Source organism: Pontibacter sp. CAU 1760 (genome assembly GCF_054482735.1).
The window spans coordinates 102,501-120,810 of the sequence record NZ_JBTLRL010000015.1; the positions used below are offsets into that span (position 1 = coordinate 102,501).

Here is an 18,310-nt window from a genome sequence, read left to right on the forward strand (position 1 = left end):
AGTGAATCACGGCCAAGGAACTCGGCAAAATGACCCTGTAACTTCGGGAGAAGGGGTGCTTCCTCACAGCAATGTGAGAAGCCGCAGTGAAAAGGCCCAGGCGACTGTTTAACAAAAACACATGGCTTTGCGAAATCGAGAGATGAAGTATAAGGCCTGACACCTGCCCGGTGCCGGAAGGTTAAGAGGGGGGCTTAGCGTAAGCGAAGGTCTGAATCGAAGCCCCGGTAAACGGCGGCCGTAACTATAACGGTCCTAAGGTAGCGAAATTCCTTGTCGGGTAAGTTCCGACCTGCACGAATGGTGTAACGATCTGGGCGCTGTCTCAGCCGTGAGCTCGGTGAAATTGTAGTCTCGGTGAAGATGCCGAGTACCCGCAACGGGACGGAAAGACCCCATGAACCTTTACTATAGCTTAGCATTGACGCTGGGTAACTCATGTGTAGGATAGGTGGGAGGAGATGAAGCGGCGTCGCCAGGCGTCGCGGATCCGTCCTTGAAATACCACCCTTGAGTTGCTTGGCGCCTAACCTCATACGATGGGGGACATTGCTTGGTGGGTAGTTTGACTGGGGTGGTCGCCTCCAAAACAATAACGGAGGCTTTCAAAGGTTCCCTCAGCACGCTTGGTAACCGTGCGCAGAGCGCAATAGCACAAGGGGGCTTGACTGTGAGGCCCACAAGCCGAGCAGGGCCGAAAGGCGGATATAGTGATCCGGTGGTTCCGCATGGAAGGGCCATCGCTCAAAGGATAAAAGGTACTCTGGGGATAACAGGCTGATCTCCCCCAAGAGCTCATATCGACGGGGAGGTTTGGCACCTCGATGTCGGCTCGTCACGTCCTGGGGCTGGAGAAGGTCCCAAGGGTTCGGCTGTTCGCCGATTAAAGTGGCACGCGAGCTGGGTTCAGAACGTCGTGAGACAGTTCGGTCCCTATCTGTTGTGGGCGTCGGAGATTTGAGGGGTCCTGACCTTAGTACGAGAGGACCGGGTTGGACGAGCCACTGGTGGACCTGTTGTATCGCCAGATGCAGCGCAGGGTAGCTACGCTCGGACGGGATAAGCGCTGAAAGCATCTAAGTGCGAAACCCGCCCCAAGATGAGATCTCCCTTAAGGGCCGTCAGAGACGATGACGTCGATAGGTGGCAGGTGCAAAGGCGGAAACGTCAAAGCCGAGCCATACTAATTGCCCGAGAGCGTTCTCAAACAAGGCCGCACACGGCCCGCTTCTCTCAAACTCGCTCTCTTTCCCTACTCATGTTAAACGAATCTTCAAGATAACAGACACGGCCAAGACGTAACCGTGCAAAGACAATGGTGGCTATGGCTCCGGTGAGCACCTCTTCCCATCCCGAACAGAGAAGTTAAGCCCGGACGCGCCGATGGTACTGGGGTCACACCCGGGAGAGTAGGTGGCCGCCAACCCCTACAAAAGGGGGGCAGACGAGAAATCGACTGCCCCCCTTTTTTTATGCCCCGCCCGGCGGGAGAAGTGGGAGAAGGCGAAGCTTACGAATCATCAATTCCAATCTTTTAAGCTATACTGGAAATACAGCCGGAACAGGCTAAGCCGTTTAACAGTATAGGAGACGGAAGCTTTGTTGCATTTAGGCACATTCCTATATAAATTAGCTTATGGCTTTTCTTTATCCAACCTTCTTGGCTGCCCTTGCCGCAGTTGCTATACCCATTGTACTGCATTTAGTGCAGTTACGGCGTGCCAATCGGGTAATCTTCAGTAATGTGCGTTTCATCCAAGCCTCAAAGGATATTACTGCCAGCCAACGCAATCTGAAGGAAATCCTCATACTACTGGCCAGGATTTTTTTTATTGTCTTTCTAGTACTTGCCTTTGCACAGCCTTTCTTACCGGCTACCAGTACACTTGCCCCCGCGGATACCTCAGAAGTAGGTATTGTTTTAGATAACTCTTACAGTATGCAAAGCCTTCATCAGGAGCAGGACCTGTCGCTGCTCAATGTTGCTGCTGACAAGGCCAGAGAGGTGATCAAAATATTTCCGGCAGGCACAAGCTTTAAGTTCATGGGGAGTGAGTTACAAAAAGTATCTACTCCCTTACAGGCCTCAGAGGCAGGAGCGCTTTTAGATCAGGTTGATTTTTCTGCCGTTACCTTTTCTAACCTGACACTACGGGAGCCTTCGAAGCCTACCCATATCTTTGTGCTGTCAGATTTTCAGCGAAGTACATTTAGCCCCACCTGGCTGCAGCGGATAGATTCCGTTACCCAAGTGCACCTGGTGCCATTGCAAGCCGCTACCACTTCAAATGTAACCATTGACTCCGTCTATCTGGAGGATGAGTTTGTACGCCCTGCCGCGGATAACCTGCTGCACGTACGGCTTTTTAATACTGGCGAAACATCGCTGGAAAATGTGCCTGTAAAACTACTGGTGGGGGCGCAGCAATTGGGATCCCTAAGCGTAAACCTGCCACCACAGCAAGCTACTGAAGTGATGATGACGTTCCGAGTGGATGGGACTACTGGTCCGAAGGAAGCTCGGATACAGGTAGAGGATTACCCGGTGGAGTTCGATAACACGTATTATTTTGTGCTTGCGCCATCCAAGGCTATCCAGATTGTGGAAGTTACCGATGAGCGGAACGAGAATACGCTCCAACAGCTCTACCAGCAGGAGCCTTTTTTCCAATTTACGACCTCCAATGCTGCCCGTCTCAATTATGCCCAGGCCGGTACTGCGGACATTATTCTACTAAACGGCCCTGAGAATATTTCTGCCGCTTTGGCTACAACCATCTCTAACTATGTAAAGGCTGGCGGATCTGTGGTAATAATACCCCCTGCAAAAACGGCAGGAGAAGGTTTCAATACTTTATTGCAGAACCTTGGGATTACAGCTAGCCTCACACGCACTGCTCCTGCAAACGGCCAGACAAAGCTTGCTGCCCCTGATCCGAATAATCCTTTTTTCCGAAGCATTTTCTCCGAGTATGATGCAAAGATGCAGTTGCCCTCAGCAATACGGAGCCTGGCATGGTCTCGCGCGTCGGAGGACATCTTGAAATACCGTGGAGGTGCTCCTTTCCTATCAAGGTTTGATCGGGGAAATGGGCATGTATACCTCATGGCCGCTCCACTGAACCCGGACTATAATGGTTTGGCCAGCCATGCCTTGTTGGTGCCGGTGATGTACAAACTGGCCCTAAGCAGCTACAGGCAGCAGCAAGCCTTGGCTTATACCATTTCGGCAGGTACCATACAGGTGCCTGCTGTGAGCAAAGCCAAGAAAGAGGGGGTTTATTCTATCCGAAAGGACAGTGTCACCTATATACCAGAGCAGCAGGTGCGCGGCGGTAAACTCTATTTTAGTGTGCCCCCGGATATGGACGAGGCAGGGTTTTATACGCTCCAGCTACAAGATTCATCGATTACCACACTGGCTTTCAATTACGAGAAGGCGGAGTCCTACCTGGCCGCTTATACCCCCGACGAATTACGGGCCATGGTGCGCCCTGGCCAGAATAATGTGCATGTGTATGATCAGCATGCGCCGCTATCGGTGAAGAATGCGTTTGAAAAACGATATTTTGGCGTGAAGCTTTGGAAATATTGCCTAATATTGTGTCTGTTTTTCCTGATGGCCGAAATTGCACTTATTAGATTCCTCTAGCATGAAAGTACTTCTCCAAGCAGCAACCATATATCACCCCGAATCAACGTTTCACTTACAAGACCAGAACATCTTAATTGAGGATGGCATCATCACCTACATAGGTCCGGATGCCCGGGAAGCAGATGAAACGGTGGAGGCAGAGGGCCTTTGCGTCTCTGCGGGATGGGTGGACATGCACGCCTTTGTGGGAGAGCCGGGCCTGGAGTATAAAGAGGATTTGGAGTCTGTAGCAGCAGCAGCAGCTGCGGGCGGATTCACGGAAGTGGTTTGTTTGCCCAATGTGGAGCCTGTGGTGCAGAGCAAGGGCGCTGTCAGTTATCTTCTGAGCCGTTCACAGACGTTGCCGGTATCGCTATTGCCGGCTGCGGCCATCACCACGGATGCGCAAGGCAAGGACTTGACCGAGATGATTGACCTGCACCATGCCGGAGCCGTGGCTTTTACAGATGGCTTGAAGCCCTTGCAGGGCGCAGACATCGTGCTGAAGGCCTTGCAGTATGTGCAGCTGTTTGACGGCTTGCTGATGAACAAACCCGAGCATACGCGCCTGACCGAGCACGGCCAGATGCATGAAGGCGAGGCCAGCACCCGCCTGGGTATGAAAGGAATCCCGGCGTTGGCCGAAGAGGTGATGGTAACCCGCGACCTGCAATTGCTGGCCTATACGGGCGGGCGCCTGCATTTCTCGCTGCTGTCTACTGCGGGAGCCATTGAAGCGGTTCGCAAGGCTAAAGCCGAGGGCCTGAACGTGACCTGCGATGTCGCCAGCTACCAGGCGGCCTTCACCGACGAAACCTTACAGCCATTCGACACCAATTATAAAGTAGCGCCCCCTTTCCGGAGCGGTGTCGATATAGCTGCCATCAAGCAGGGTTTGCAGGACGGCACCATCGATGCCCTGGTATCGGCGCATACACCACAGGACACCGAGGCCAAAAAACTGGAGTTCGACTTGGCGGATTTCGGAATGATTAATTTAGAGACAGCTTTTGCCGTGGCCAACACCTGCCTGGGCGACACACTTTCTGTGGAGCAGCTGGTGGAGAAGTTTACTGCGGCACCGCGCCGCATCCTGCGGTTAAATGCTCCTGAAATAGCAGTTGGAGCAGCGGCTAACCTGACGCTTTTCAACCCGGAGGCTGCCTGGACACCAACCGCCGCCGACACAAAATCCAAGTCAAAAAACAGCCCGTTCTATGGGCAGCAGCTGAAAGGCCGTGTGCTCGGCACCTTTCATAAGGGACAACTGGTGCTGCAGCAATCTTTTTAATATATTTATACCTATATTAAGTCTGTATTGGCCTTGCGCCATGCAGGCTTCTGTACTACATGTTCAATCAAACATTAATCAGAGTTGGTATCCGGTATGGGGTACTGTGCAGTTTGGCTTGTTTTGCCCTTGTATTAGTTATCTACTTCATGGGGTATAACCCGTTTGGCGACATTGGCCGCTTAACATACTTGCCTATCCCGGCGTTTATTTTCCTGGCGATCCGGTATTACAAGTTGTTCCATGAAGGAGAGATCGGGTTTGGCAAGGGTTTCAGGGTAGGGCTATCGGTTGCTTTTTACACCGCCCTGACCACGGCCATGCTGGTGTTCTTGTTCATTTACCTGGCTGGGCCGGAAGTAGTGCAGAACCACGTAAACGAGATGAAGGCCTTACTGGAGGAGACCCGTGAAGAGCAGGTAAAAGTACTGGGCGAGAAGATGTATGACGAAGGGATGCGTGCGTTGAGCATGGTCACGCCGGGTATGCTGGCCGCCGACGACTTTATAAGAAGGATATTTGTGGGAGGGGTATTTGCGCTGATTGCGGCTGTATTTTTTAGAAAATAGATACGTTAAATTTCCATAACCTATAAAACTATGACAGAGATTGAAAAGCAACCTTCTGTTGGTGCGATTGCGCTTAAATACGGTTTCATCTTCGGCCTGATTGGCATCATCTACCAGGCCATTATCATGGTGGCGAATGTGGGTGACAACCGCTGGCTGAGCAGCCTGGGCTTTGTGATCCTGATTGCTGGTATCATGATCGCCATGAAAAACTACAAGGCGCTGAACTATGGCTATATGTCGTATGGGCAGGGACTTGGGATAGGCGCTATCCTGTCGGCTGTTTTTGGTTTTATGGGCGGTATCTTCACCTGGGCTTATACCTCTTTTATCGACACGGATTACATGGCCCGTATGATGGAGAAGCAGCGCGAGGAGATGCTGTTGCAGGGGATGACCGACGAGCAAGTCGATGCCGGTATGGCCATCGCACAGAACTTTCAAGGCCCTGTAACCATGATATTGGGCGGCGCTGTGATGACCTTGATCATCGGATTCATCCTGTCGCTCATTATCTCCGCCATAATGAAGAACAGCCGGCCGGAATTTGAATAGCACATGCAATACCCCTATGATATTTCAGTAATTGTTCCTCTTTTTAATGAGGAGGAGTCACTGCCGGAGCTTGTGCGCTGGATCAAACGCGTGATGCACGCAAACGAGTTTTCTTACGAAGTGATTCTGGTAGACGACGGCAGCACCGATCGTTCTTGGGAAGTGGTATGCAGCCTCGGAGCGGATGACAAAGCCGTGAAGGGTATCAGCTTTAACCGCAACTACGGCAAGTCTGCCGCCCTGAACGAGGGTTTCCGGCGCTGTGAGGGCGAGGTGGTCATTACGATGGATGCCGACCTGCAGGACAGCCCCGAGGAGATTCCCGGCCTCTACGACATGATCAAAAACCAGCGCTTTGACCTGGTGAGCGGCTGGAAGAAGAAGCGCTTTGACCCGCTGAGCAAAACAATCCCGACTAAATTCTTTAACGCAGCCACCCGCAAATTGTCGGGCATACAGCTGCACGACTTTAACTGTGGCCTGAAAGCCTACCGCCAGTTGCTGGTGAAAAGCATTGAGGTGCACGGTGAGATGCACCGCTACATCCCGGTGATTGCAAAATGGAACGGTTTTACCAAAATTGGGGAGAAGCCCGTGCAGCACCAGGAACGCAAGTACGGCACCACTAAGTTTGGCCTAGAGCGCTTTATCTTCGGTTTTCTCGACCTGCTTTCCATCACGTTCGTATCCCGGTTCCGCAAGCGCCCGATGCACTTCTTCGGGACGATGGGCACTCTGATGTTTGTGGTGGGTTTGGGCATTACGGTATGGTTGATCCTGCAGAAAGTATTCGGAATCTACCAGAACGGCCGCGCCCGCGATATCGTGGACCAGCCACTGTTCTTCCTGGCCTTAGTAGCCGTTATTCTTGGGGTGCAGCTTTTCCTCGCAGGTTTCCTAGCGGAGATGATCTCCATGGCCTCTAACCGACGCAACGAATACCTGATCCGGGATCGGGTAGGAGCCCTGAAGAAATAATGGCGGCACAGCGGGTAATCATTGTTGGTCCGGCACACCCCTTGCGTGGCGGGGGGATGGCTACATTCAACGAGCGCCTGGCGTATGCTTTTCAGGAGGCAGGCGATGAGGTGGAGATCGTGACATTTAGCCTGCAGTACCCCGCGTTTCTTTTCCCGGGCAAAAGCCAGCACACCGATGAGCCTGCCCCAAAAGGACTCCGTATTAAAGTGCTGATCAATTCAATCAACCCTGTTAGTTGGTGGCGTACGGGCAGGTACATTGCCAGACAGAAGCCCGATCTGGTGATATTTCGCTATTGGCTCCCATTTATGGGGCCGGCCCTGGGTACGATCGCACGGATTATCCACCAAAACAAACACAGCCGGGTAGTGGCCATTACCGACAATGTGGTGCCGCACGAGAAGCGACCCGGCGATGTGCCCTTCACCAGATACTTCCTCAGCGCCTGCGACGGTTTTGTGACGCTTTCGCGCTCGGTGCTGGAAGACCTGAAGCGGTTTGAGCCACAGAAGCCCAGTTTATACCTCCCACACCCGCTCTACGATAACTTCGGCGAGACTGAAACCAAAGCCGCCGCCTGCGCCGCCTTAAAACTCGCCCCAACCTATAACTATATCCTTTTCTTCGGCTTCATCAGGGCGTATAAGGGGCTGGATTTGCTTTTGCAAGCCATGGCAGCCCCCGAGTTGCAGCAATACCCCCTCCTTAAACTGATCGTAGCCGGCGAGTTTTACGAAGATCCTGCGCCTTACCATGCGCTCATCCAGCAGCTAAACCTGCAGGATCGCTTGGTGCTCCATACCGATTTTATACCCAATGCCGCCGTGCGCCACTACTTCAGTGCTGCCGACCTGGTGGTGCAGCCGTATAAACACGCCACGCAGAGCGGCGTCACACAAATCGCCTACCACTTCAACAAACCCATGGTCGTGACGAATGTAGGCGGACTGTCGGAGATGGTGCCGGACGGAAAGGTAGGGTATGTGGTGGCCCCGGAGACGGATGCTGTTGCCAAAGCCATTGTGCAGTTTTATACCTCCAATCAATCAAGCACTTTCGCTGAGAACATCCGGCAGTATAAAAAACGCTTCAGCTGGCGTGCATTCGTAAGTCAAGTTAAATCTTTGCCGCGCTAACGCTTCAGGGCGCACCCTGAGGGTGGGCAATGGCAACTTCTAATACTTTCCGTCTGGATAAATGGCCTGTTAGTAGAAATTAAGGGTCGCTTTCTATCCATTTCTGTTTATTTGCTTTTTCTAATATGCGTGAGAAACAATGAGCAAAGAGCGGTATTTCTTGGTATTGGGAGCAAGTGGTAACTTAGGTGGCAAAGTGGCGGACGCTTTGCTGGCCAGAGGCATGAAGATAGGAGTTGTCGGGCGCAGCAAAGCCCGGTTGGTTCGGTTTGAGGGGCATGCTGACATTTGGGAAGGCTCTGTGATGGATCAGGCTTTTATGACATGGGCACTGCAGCAAGCAACCGGGCTTTTTCTTACCCTACCGGATGAAGCGTTTCTGGACATGCCGGGCAGCGCACTAAAACTGGCGGAATCAGCTAAAAGCTCAAACCTCAGCCATATCGTGAACATTAGCAACAGTATACTGATGCGGGGTGGCACCTATACCCGTTTAGTGGCGATGGAGCAGGAGTTGAACAAGTACCTAAGGCAGCATATCTTACATGTCCGAAGCGCTAATTTCTTCGAGAACCTTAATTGGGGGCTGCATACCCCTTACCGGCCTGACCTGAAACTTCCCTATATCTCCTCTTTTGAGGTGGCAGAATCAATTGCGCAGCGTATGGTTAATCAGGATTTCGCAGGCAGCCAAGTAAAAACACTGCTCGGCGAGCGCGATTATTCGATGGCGGAGTTGGCTGCAGCCTGTGGCGAGACCTGCGTGCAGCTACCGTATACGCCTGAAAACATTGCGTTCTTCAAACCATTCAACGATGGTGATTTTGTTGTGACACCCCGGGACGGTTCGAATACGACTGTCCCTGCCGAAGAGAGGTTTACATTAGGGTATTTCCTGCAGCATCAGCGACAGAAAGTACAGGAAATGAAATGTCACGCGTAGTCTGCCCTGGTACAGGCCTGTTGGGGCAGGCAAAAGTGCCTGGTGGCGCGGTTCCTTCTTTAGATCACCGTCAAGCTGCCCCGGCTCAAATAATCCCGATTATTATCACATGTATAAGTTGTATACAAGGTGTTTAGAATATAACTTACTGAACTTTTAATGGCTTTCATACCTGTTGATGCATCACTTTAAACTTACGCTTGCTCTTCGGGTAAGCCTTATCATCTTCCTTTCGGGTTGGCTGCGGCATGCGTGCCACGCACAGCAGGCACCCCCGGATTCGACCTTTCTGCAAACAGCCGTGAGCAATGTTAGGGCAACATACGAACAGGCCGTAGGTATACAGGCACATCTCTATAACGGCACCGAGTACATCGACTACAAGAAGTCACACATACAGGGCAGCCAGTTCTTTGTGTCGAAGGGCGTGGAACGCGGCGAAATTAACTACGACGGCACCTGGTACACCGACATCCCGATGCTATATGACCTGGTTCTGGATGAAGTGGTGTTACCGCACAACAGCAGTGGCTTGCTTCTGAAACTCATCCGCGAAAAGGTGGACACTTTCCGGGTGCACGGCCATACCTTTGTGAACCTGAAAAGCAATGATACCGGGACTGGAGCATTACCGCCGGGCTTTTATGACCTGCTGTTCAGTCAGGAGGAGGTGCAGCTGCTCGTGAAGCGATCGAAGCAGGCGCAGGAACGGGCAACACCCAGCGGTATGGAAGGCGAGTTTGATGAAATCAGCAAATACTATATCCTGAAAAACGGGCAGTATCAACCGGTGAACGGCAAGCGGACTGCGCTGCGGGTACTGAAAGACAGGAAAAAGCAGCTCCAGAAATACGCCTCCACAGAAAAGCTGAAGTTCCGGAAACAAAAGGAAACTGCCCTGCTGGCCCTCGTCAGCTATTATGCCAGCTTGCCAGCAAACCAGGCCAACTAAAGCTCAGCTTGATTTAAAAACTTCTACTACCCGCCTGCACCGCCAGGTACAATTTCATTCGGATGCCGCATTTATACCGTTTTATTCTTCTGCTTTGCGTGCTGGTGTGTTGCCAGGCAAAGGCGCAGCAGACAAACCCTACACACATCAGCGGAACGTTCCGGGAGGCTACTTTTGAGGAGTTTGCCCGGCAGGTGGAGGCACAGACGCCGCACCGCTTTTACTTTGATGCCGCCGCTGTGGATAGCCTGCGCATTACCCTGGACGTGAAGGAGCAGCCGCTGGCAGCCGTGCTGGGCAACATCCTGGCTGGTACTGACCTGAAGTTTGCCATCGATGCGTCCTACCACGTGTTCATCACGAGAGGCGGGGAACTGAGCGTGCAACTGCCGGAGGGGTTTTTCGATGCCGAGCCACCTGTCGCACAGCCCGCGGCGATGCTGGCCGATTGGCAGCCTGAAGGTAATACGGGCGCTAAGAAAGCGGGTTCAGAGTTAAAGTTGTATGAGATTGGCGTGAAAAAAGAAGGAGCTGCGGGCAAGGCAAACCTAGCAGGCCACCTGCGCGACGCCAAAACCGGGGAGCCTATTATTGGGGCTGCCGTTTACATCGAATCACCCTCCATCGGCACCACTTCCGACCAGTATGGGTACTATTCCATTACATTGCCGGTAGGGCGACACGAACTAAAAATGAAAGCCATTGGGCTGCAGAACACCCGCCGGCAAATCATGCTGTACTCGGATGGCAAGCTGAATATTGAGATGGCCGAGGATGTGCGGACGCTGAAAGAAGTGCTGGTAGAGGCCGAGAAAGACAAAAACGTGTCGGGTTTGCAGATGGGGATGGAGAAGCTGGACATTCGCACCATTAAGCAGGTGCCTACTGCCTTCGGTGAAACTGATATTTTGCGCGTGGTGCTCACGTTGCCAGGCGTAAAGTCGGTGGGAGAGGGCAGCACCGGTATGAACGTGCGGGGCGGTAGCACCGACCAGAACCTGATCCTGTTCAACGACGCCACTATCTATAACCCTTCGCACCTGTTCGGCTTTTTCTCAGCCTTCAACCCTGATGTGCTTAAAACAGTGGAGCTTTACAAAAGCGGCATTCCGGCCAGGTATGGCGGGCGCTTATCGTCGGTGTTGGAGGTAACAAGCCGTGAGGGAAATAAAAAGGCCATCTCAGGCGCAGGGGGGATCGGTTTGCTGACAAGCCGCCTCACGCTGGAAGGCCCCATCCGCAAAGACAAGACCTCTTTCCTGATTGGGGGGCGCAGCACCTATTCGGACTGGCTTCTGAAGCAGCTGCCCAGCAAAACCTATAGCGAGAGCTCAGCCTCTTTCTATGACCTGAACGGGCACCTCAGCCATGAAATAGACGACAGGAACTCGCTCTACCTGAGCAGCTACCTGAGCAAGGACAAATTTCAGCTGGGCGCGGATACCCTTTACCGTTTTGCCAACCAGGCCGCGAGCCTCAAGTGGAAGCACATCTTCCAGAACAAACTTTACGGGGTACTGACAGGGGTATACAGCCATTACGACTATGACGTAACCAGCACGAAAAACCCGGTGAACGCCTCCAAGCTTACCTTCGGCATCAACCAATCGAACCTGCACGCCGATTTCAGCTATTTCCCGACCTCGCAGCACACCGTTGACTTTGGGGCCAGCTCCATACTATACCGCGTGAACCCTGGCACACAGACCCCGAACAGTCCGGAGTCTTTGATCAGGCCGGACGAACTGCAGGCTGAGCAGGCTGTGGAAAGTGCGCTTTATGTGTCTGATAAGTTTGATGTCAGTCCAAGGCTGTCTGTGATTGTGGGCTTGCGCTACTCGTTTTTCAATGCGCTTGGGCCGCGGCAGGTTAATACTTATACCCCAGGTTTCCCGAAATCGGAGGCAACCGTGCAGGATACCACTAGCTATGGCAGCGGCGATGTGCTGGCAACCTACCACGGGCCGGAGTACAGGCTATCGGCACGGTATGGGCTGACGGATAACTCCTCGGTAAAACTGAGCTTTAATCGCTTACGGCAGTATGTGCACATGCTCTCTAACAGCACGTCTATGTCGCCAACGGATGTATGGAAGCTAAGCGACTCCAACATTAAACCACAGGTAGGCGACCAACTGGCGCTAGGTTATTACCGCAACTTCCGGGCAAATACAATAGAGTTCTCGGTGGAGGGCTATTACAAGTGGATGCAGGATTTCCTGGATTACAAAAGCGGCGCTACCCTGATCATGAATCCGCACATCGAAACAGACGTGGCGAGTGCTGAGGGCAAGGCCTATGGCGTGGAGCTGATGCTGAAGAAAGCCACCGGCAAACTTAACGGCTGGGTGAGCTATACCTACTCGCGCACGCTGGTACGCGTAGACGACCCCGAAACCGGCGAGAAGATAAACAACGGCGCTTACTACCCGAGCAACTTTGACAAGCCGCACGACCTGACCCTGATCGGTAACTATCGTTTCAGCCAGCGCTTCAGCACCTCCCTTAACTTTACCTACAACACCGGTCGCCCGATCACGCTGCCGCTGGCCAAGTACACCATGGGCAACAGCCAGCGCATTTATTACTCGGACCGCAATGCTTACCGCGTGCCTGACTACTACCGCATGGACCTGGCGCTGAACATAGAAGGCAACCACAAGGTCCGGAAACTGGCCCATAGCTCCTGGACTCTGGCCGTGTATAACCTGACTGGCCGGAAGAACCCGTACTCTATTTACTTCAAGTCCGAGGAAGGCAGCATCAAGGGGTATAAGATGTCCATTTTCGGGCAGCCGATCCCTACCATCACCTATAACTTTAAATTCTAATGCAGATGCTTACCCGAAGCCTGATATCCTTTGTTTGTCTATTGCTGCTGATGGCGGGTTGCGTGGAGCCATACGCCCCTAGCGTGATCGAGGCCCCGAACCAGTTCCTGGTGGTGGATGGCTTTATCAACGGCCAGGGCATTACCACCGTTAAGCTGTCGCGGACGCAGAATATCGCTGAAACCGGGCTACCGTTGATGGAAACAGGAGCCACCCTGCTGGTGGAGGAAGAGCAGGGTGGGCAGTATGCCTTGCAGGAAACCGAGCCCGGCGTATACCGCAGCAGCAACCTGGACCTGAACCCGACCAAGAAGCATCGTCTCCTGATTCAAACCCTCTATGGCGATGAGTACGCTTCCAACTTTGTGGCTATGACGCAAACCCCGCCCATTGAGGAGGTAAGCTGGGAGGTACAGGGTAACGAGGTGCAGTTTTTTGTGAGCAGCAGCGACCCGCAGAACAAAGCCCGTTACTACCGCTGGGAATACGAAACAACCTGGGCCTATACCGCAGCCTTCCAGTCCAACATCAGGTACGACAAAGCCACTGGCACCATTGTGCCGCGCACCCGCCTCGATGAAAACATTTACAATTGCTGGAGAACCGAGTATTCGACGGGCATCAAGCTGGCTACTTCCGCCAAGCTCAGCCAGGACGTGATCCATGAGTTTCCTATTTTGCGATTGCCGTCAGGGGCGGAAGAACTGCGCCTGAAACTGAGTGTGCTCGTGAAGCAATATGCGCTCACACAAGAGGCCTATGTCTATTGGGAGACCCTGCGCAAAAACACCGAGAGCATCGGCACTTTGTTTGACCCGCTTCCCTCGCAGCTGACCGGTAACGTGCACAACCTCAGCAATGCCGCTGAGCCCGTGATTGGGTATGTAGGCGCTTCGGTGGTGCAGGAAAAACGCATCTTCGTAGACCGGGAGCAGCTGCCGTCTAACTGGCGGTCTTTTTACCCCACCTGCCCCATCGACTCGTTATTGCCTGTTCCGCCCGAGGAATTTGCAGATCTGGCGCAGCGCTTTCAGTATGATGGCTACATGCCGGTGGCAGAAATATACCCCACAGAGGGATTTCCTGCGCCCATTGGTTACCTGGGGGCTACCAAAAAATGCGTTGACTGCCGCACAAGGGGCACTAACGTGAAACCTGAATTCTGGCAGTAATGCAACACCAACGCAGCGGCACACATCAGATGGCAATACATAACAACAATAACTCAGTGAACAGAGCCAAGGGTATTGGAAGATACCTGGTTTTCGTCTTCTTATCCCTGGCTTACAGTACGGCTGCCCTGGCGCAAACCGACGGTGTGACAGGCGTACAAAAGCAGCTAGAAACTCACCGGGCGCAAAACCTGCAGGAGAAGCTATACCTGCACCTCGACAGGCCATTTTACGCCTGCGGCGAAACCATGTGGTTTAAAGTGTATAACATCGATGGCATGCTGCACAAGCCCCTAGACCTGAGCAAGGTGGCTTACGTGGAGGTGCTGGATGGGGCGCAGAAGCCAGTGTTGCAAGGCAAAATAGCGCTAAAAGAGGGGATAGGCAGTGGTTCCTTTGTGCTCCCTGCTACACTTACTTCCGGGGCATATACCGTGCGGGCGTATACCAGCTGGATGAAAAACTTTAGCCCGGACTTCTATTTCCAGGCTCCGGTTACCATCGTCAATACCTTTACCAGCCTCGGTTTGGCACCGGTGGCTGCACCTGCTGCTTTTTCGCTGCAGTTTTTTCCGGAAGGCGGCAACCTGGTACAGGGCATACCCAGCAAAGTGGCGTTCCAGGCCGTGAACAACGCAACAGGCAAAGGCACGGACTTTACCGGCAAGGTAGTGGACGCGGATGGCCAGGAGGTTGCCCGGATTCGTCCGCATAAGTTTGGCATCGGGCACTTCAGCTTCACCCCGCTGGCAGGGGCTTCGTATACCGCCATCATTGAGCTGCCGGGCAAACAAGCACTGCGTCAGAAGCTGCCGCAGGTGTATGAGCAGGGGTATGGCCTGCACCTGCAGGAGCTTGGTACAGAACAGCTACAACTCACGGTGTCAAGCGCAGGGCTGCAGCCAGAGCCGGTTTTTTTGCTTGGTCATGCCCGGCAGCTAGTAGGGGTGGCTGAGCGCGGAAGCCTGCAACAAGGTGTGGCAACCTTCGTGGTAGACAAAAGCAGTTTGGCGGAGGGTATCAACCATTTCACAGTGTTCAATTCCAGGAAACAGCCGGTGGGTGAACGCCTTTACTTCAAGCGCCCGAATCAAAAGCTTTTGCTGACGGCTCAAACAGACAAGCAAACCTATGCTACCCGGGAAAAGGTAAACCTCGACCTGAACACACAGGCACAGGCAGGAGGCAAGGTTAGGGCAAACATGTCTGTGGCAGTCTATAAACTCGATTCGCTGCAGGCTACCCACATGCCTGATATTTATACCCACCTGTGGCTGACCTCCGACCTAAAGGGAAGAGTGGAACAGCCGGGCTACTACTTTACTGCTACTGGCCCTGAAGTAGACGAGGCGGTGGACAACCTGATGCTGACGCATGGCTGGAGCCGTTTCAGTTGGGCGGATGTGCTGCAAGGCAGCCCCGATACCAAGAAATACTTGCCGGAGCTGGATGGGCACTTTATCAGTGGCAAGGTAACAGAGAATGCCACGGGTGCCATCGCCCGCAACATAACCACTTACCTAAGTGCTCCAGGCAAGCCCGTACGGTTTTATACCTCCACCAGCGACCAGCAAGGGCTGATCAGGTTTGAGGCAAAAGACTTTTATGGACTAAAGGAGATTGTAGTGCAGTCAAACTTCCTGAAGGACAGTACCTATCACTTTGAGGTGTTCACGCCTTTCTCTGAGAAATATGCCGCCAGGCCGCTACCTGCGCTTGCCCTAACGGAGCGGCTACAACCAGAACTGAGTGCGCGGCACTTGTCGGCGCAACTGCCTTACGCATACCACGAGAAAGCCCTGCAGGCATTTCGTGCACCGGGTATAGACAGTACTGCCTTTTACGGCAAGCCAGATGCCCGTTACCTGCTCGACGATTATACCCGTTTTAAGGTAATGGAGGAGGTGATGCGTGAGTACGTGCCGGGGGTGCAGGTGCGCCTGCGGAAAGGCCGTTTCCACTTCAACGTAACCAACCTGCCTGCGTCCTCGCTGTTTTATGCCGACCCATTGGTGCTGCTGGATGGCGTGCCGGTGTTTAACATAGACAAGATCATGGCTTTTGACCCGCGTAAGGTGAGGCAGTTGGATGTGTTAACCCGCAAATACCTGCATGGGCCACACGTTTACGACGGCTTGGTGAGTTATACCACCTACCAGGGCGACTTGGGCGGCTTCCAACTGGACCCCCGCTCTTTGCTGCAGGAGTATGAGGGACTGCAACTGCAGCGCGAGTTCTATGCGCCTGTATATGAGAGCGAGCAACAACGCTATAGCCGCCTTCCGGATTTTCGCAACCTGCTGCACTGGGCACCCAACGTGCCGGCACAGGCTGATGGAAACGCAAGCCTTGGTTTCTATACCGCAGATCAGCCAGGGACATACGTGATAGTGGTGCAGGGAATATCAAAAGAAGGGATGGCTGGCAGCAAGGTGTTGACGTTTGAAGTGAAAGCGACCACTGCTTTGTAATGCTCTTGTCAGGCAGCTGGTTCTGGATTTATACGTGCATTTGCTTAGAAAATTTGGGGAGGTAGCATACTGAAAGCGCAAGGCGCGCTAAAGCCAAGGATAAAAAGGCCGTATAAAACACAAAGCTTTGCTGCTATAGGGGATATACAGCAGGAAACTGCCGTGAGGTTACTTCGGCCAGGTGAACAGGAAAGAAGTACCACCGCCAGGCGGCGTTTCGATCCATATACGCCCCCCCATGTCCTCTACAATTTTCTTCACTGTAGCTAGTCCTATTCCTGAGCCCGGCGTCCTGTCTACGTCCCGCAATAGCCGTTCAAACAAGTTAAACACCTTCTCATGGTACTGTTCCGGAATCCCGGGGCCATCGTCCCGCACACAGAAGGTGTAAGTGTGCGTGTTCTCTTCCACTTCAATCCAAATATTGCCATCAGCACGGTGGTGGTATTTAAACACGTTGGAAATGAGGTTAGCGAACACTTGCTGCAGTAATATGCTGTCGGTCGTTAGCACAGGCAAGGCAGGTCCAATGTGCGCAGTAATTCTCGAGGAACTGCCGTATTTCTTGATCAGTTCCTGCACCATTTGCCGCACGTCTACTGTTTCTTTAAGCAACTCGCTCACATGGACCATGGCATATTGCAGCAGCCCATCCACCAACGCTTGCATAGCAGATGCACGGTCCTGAATCAAGTCCAGGTTATCGGCGAGGCTGGCATAGTCTTTTTGAGCGAGGTTCTCCTGAAGCCAGTCTACCAGCGTGCTGATGTTCATGATCGGTTCCTTCAGGTCATGCGACACCATCTGTGCAAATTTATCCAGCTTCTCGTTCATCACCCGAAGCTGCTGCTTTTCCTCCTCCAGTTGCTTCTGCTTCAGGCGCAGCTCCATGCGGGTGACCACCTGCCGCGACAGCACTCCAAGTGCACTACGCTGTTCGGGAGTAAGTCGCTTCGGTACAACGTCCATCACACACAGGGTGCCGAGTCTGTGCCCTGACGTGCTGATAAGCGGTATGCTGGCGTAAAACCGGATATAAGGGGCGTTCACGACAAACTGATTATGCTGAAAGCGCTTGTCGTGTAGCGTGTCCTGTACCTCCAGCAAGGATTTTTGCAGTATGGTATAACGGCAAAAAGACATAGAGCGGGGCGTCTCTGAGATTTCAATCCCGTATTTAGACTTAAACCATTGCCGGTTGTTGGTAAGCAAACTGATGAAGGAAATAGGTGTGCCGCAGATTTGAGCGGCTAATTGCGTTAACTCGTCAAAATCTCGCTCGGCTGGCGTATCCAGTATTTCATAAGACTGCAGAATCTCGAGCCGTGCCTTTTCTGATGTATTTACACCCTTCATATTGGTCTGAATAAGACTGTTATTGAAGTGTTGTTTTCAGGCGATTACTTTGAAAGTAATAACAGAGGGATAGGGGGAGACAGGAGGTATTCTCTAGTATTAGATACGTAATTGATCAACGAAAATATGTGTCTGACATTATAATCTATACGTCATAAATTATAATGCTGTCCTGACATATATAGGTATGTAATACTTAAAAAGCAGTATCTGAATACGGTACTCCATTTAATGGCGGGGATATACGGCATAACAAAAAAGACCGGAAACGTAGCTGCCGGTCTTTTTTGTTATGAATGTCCCGTCCTGAAATAGGTTGACACTAAACACAACCTTATATGGAAAAAGGGGAAGAGAAAAAAAGCAAGCGTACTCAGTGCGACTATACCCTGGGCTTTAAGTTAGCTGTAGTAGCCCAG

At 52.6% G+C, this 18,310-nt stretch carries 12 protein-coding genes, 2 rRNA genes and 1 pseudogene (1 of these 15 running past the window's edge); 14 read left to right on the forward strand and 1 reads right to left on the reverse strand.

Going from position 1 to position 18,310, the window contains the following annotated elements; all coding sequences use genetic code 11:
* The 14 genes and pseudogenes from ACXYMU_RS18020 to ACXYMU_RS18085 all read left to right on the forward strand — a co-directional run.
* Nucleotides 1-1,207 (forward strand): 23S ribosomal RNA (locus ACXYMU_RS18020) (it extends 1,685 nt beyond the left edge of the window).
* Nucleotides 1,208-1,314: 107 nt separating this feature from the next.
* Nucleotides 1,315-1,426 (forward strand): 5S ribosomal RNA (gene rrf, locus ACXYMU_RS18025).
* Between the two features lie 210 nt (nucleotides 1,427-1,636).
* Nucleotides 1,637-1,861 (forward strand): annotated as a pseudogene (locus ACXYMU_RS18030) (BatA domain-containing protein); the annotation flags it as partial.
* Between the two features lie 78 nt (nucleotides 1,862-1,939).
* A complete protein-coding gene (locus ACXYMU_RS18035) occupies nucleotides 1,940-3,652 on the forward strand; it encodes a hypothetical protein (RefSeq protein WP_458987827.1) in 1,713 nt (570 codons plus the stop codon).
* A 1-nt stretch (nucleotide 3,653) separates the two neighbouring features.
* Entirely contained in the window at nucleotides 3,654-4,925 is a 1,272-nt protein-coding gene (locus ACXYMU_RS18040) for a dihydroorotase (protein WP_458987816.1), read from the forward strand.
* Between the two features lie 59 nt (nucleotides 4,926-4,984).
* The gene (locus ACXYMU_RS18045) at nucleotides 4,985-5,494 is read left to right on the forward strand and encodes a DUF4199 domain-containing protein (RefSeq protein ID WP_458987817.1); all 510 of its coding nucleotides are present in this window, start codon (nucleotides 4,985-4,987) and stop codon (nucleotides 5,492-5,494) included.
* A gap of 30 nt (nucleotides 5,495-5,524) precedes the next feature.
* A complete protein-coding gene (locus ACXYMU_RS18050) occupies nucleotides 5,525-6,049 on the forward strand; it encodes a DUF4199 domain-containing protein (RefSeq protein ID WP_458987818.1) in 525 nt (174 codons plus the stop codon).
* Between the two features lie 3 nt (nucleotides 6,050-6,052).
* Nucleotides 6,053-7,027, forward strand: a complete 975-nt coding sequence (locus tag ACXYMU_RS18055; protein WP_458987819.1) for a glycosyltransferase family 2 protein — start codon at nucleotides 6,053-6,055, stop codon at nucleotides 7,025-7,027.
* The gene (locus ACXYMU_RS18060) at nucleotides 7,027-8,166 is read left to right on the forward strand and encodes a glycosyltransferase (RefSeq protein ID WP_458987820.1); all 1,140 of its coding nucleotides are present in this window, start codon (nucleotides 7,027-7,029) and stop codon (nucleotides 8,164-8,166) included. Before ACXYMU_RS18055 ends, ACXYMU_RS18060 begins: the two co-directional genes overlap by 1 nt.
* 139 nt (nucleotides 8,167-8,305) lie before the next feature.
* Nucleotides 8,306-9,109: an NAD(P)H-binding protein gene (locus ACXYMU_RS18065; protein ID WP_458987821.1), complete on the forward strand. Its 804-nt coding sequence runs from the start codon at nucleotides 8,306-8,308 to the stop codon at nucleotides 9,107-9,109.
* A 178-nt stretch (nucleotides 9,110-9,287) separates the two neighbouring features.
* A complete protein-coding gene (locus tag ACXYMU_RS18070; protein WP_458987822.1) occupies nucleotides 9,288-10,061 on the forward strand; it encodes a hypothetical protein in 774 nt (257 codons plus the stop codon).
* Nucleotides 10,062-10,123: 62 nt separating this feature from the next.
* The gene (locus ACXYMU_RS18075) at nucleotides 10,124-12,892 is read left to right on the forward strand and encodes a carboxypeptidase-like regulatory domain-containing protein (protein WP_458987823.1); all 2,769 of its coding nucleotides are present in this window, start codon (nucleotides 10,124-10,126) and stop codon (nucleotides 12,890-12,892) included.
* The gene (locus ACXYMU_RS18080) at nucleotides 12,892-14,064 is read left to right on the forward strand and encodes a DUF4249 domain-containing protein (RefSeq protein WP_458987824.1); all 1,173 of its coding nucleotides are present in this window, start codon (nucleotides 12,892-12,894) and stop codon (nucleotides 14,062-14,064) included. The genes ACXYMU_RS18075 and ACXYMU_RS18080 overlap by 1 nt, the downstream gene beginning before the upstream one ends.
* A gap of 56 nt (nucleotides 14,065-14,120) precedes the next feature.
* Nucleotides 14,121-16,535 (forward strand): hypothetical protein, encoded by a 2,415-nt coding sequence (locus tag ACXYMU_RS18085; RefSeq protein ID WP_458987825.1) that lies wholly within the window; start codon nucleotides 14,121-14,123, stop codon nucleotides 16,533-16,535.
* Nucleotides 16,536-16,703: 168 nt separating this feature from the next.
* Here ACXYMU_RS18085 and ACXYMU_RS18090 read toward each other — a convergent pair whose 3' ends face one another.
* On the reverse strand, nucleotides 16,704-17,891 hold the full coding sequence (locus ACXYMU_RS18090; RefSeq protein WP_458987826.1) for a sensor histidine kinase: 1,188 nt from the start codon (nucleotides 17,889-17,891) through the stop codon (nucleotides 16,704-16,706).
* Nucleotides 17,892-18,310: the final 419 nt, after the last annotated feature.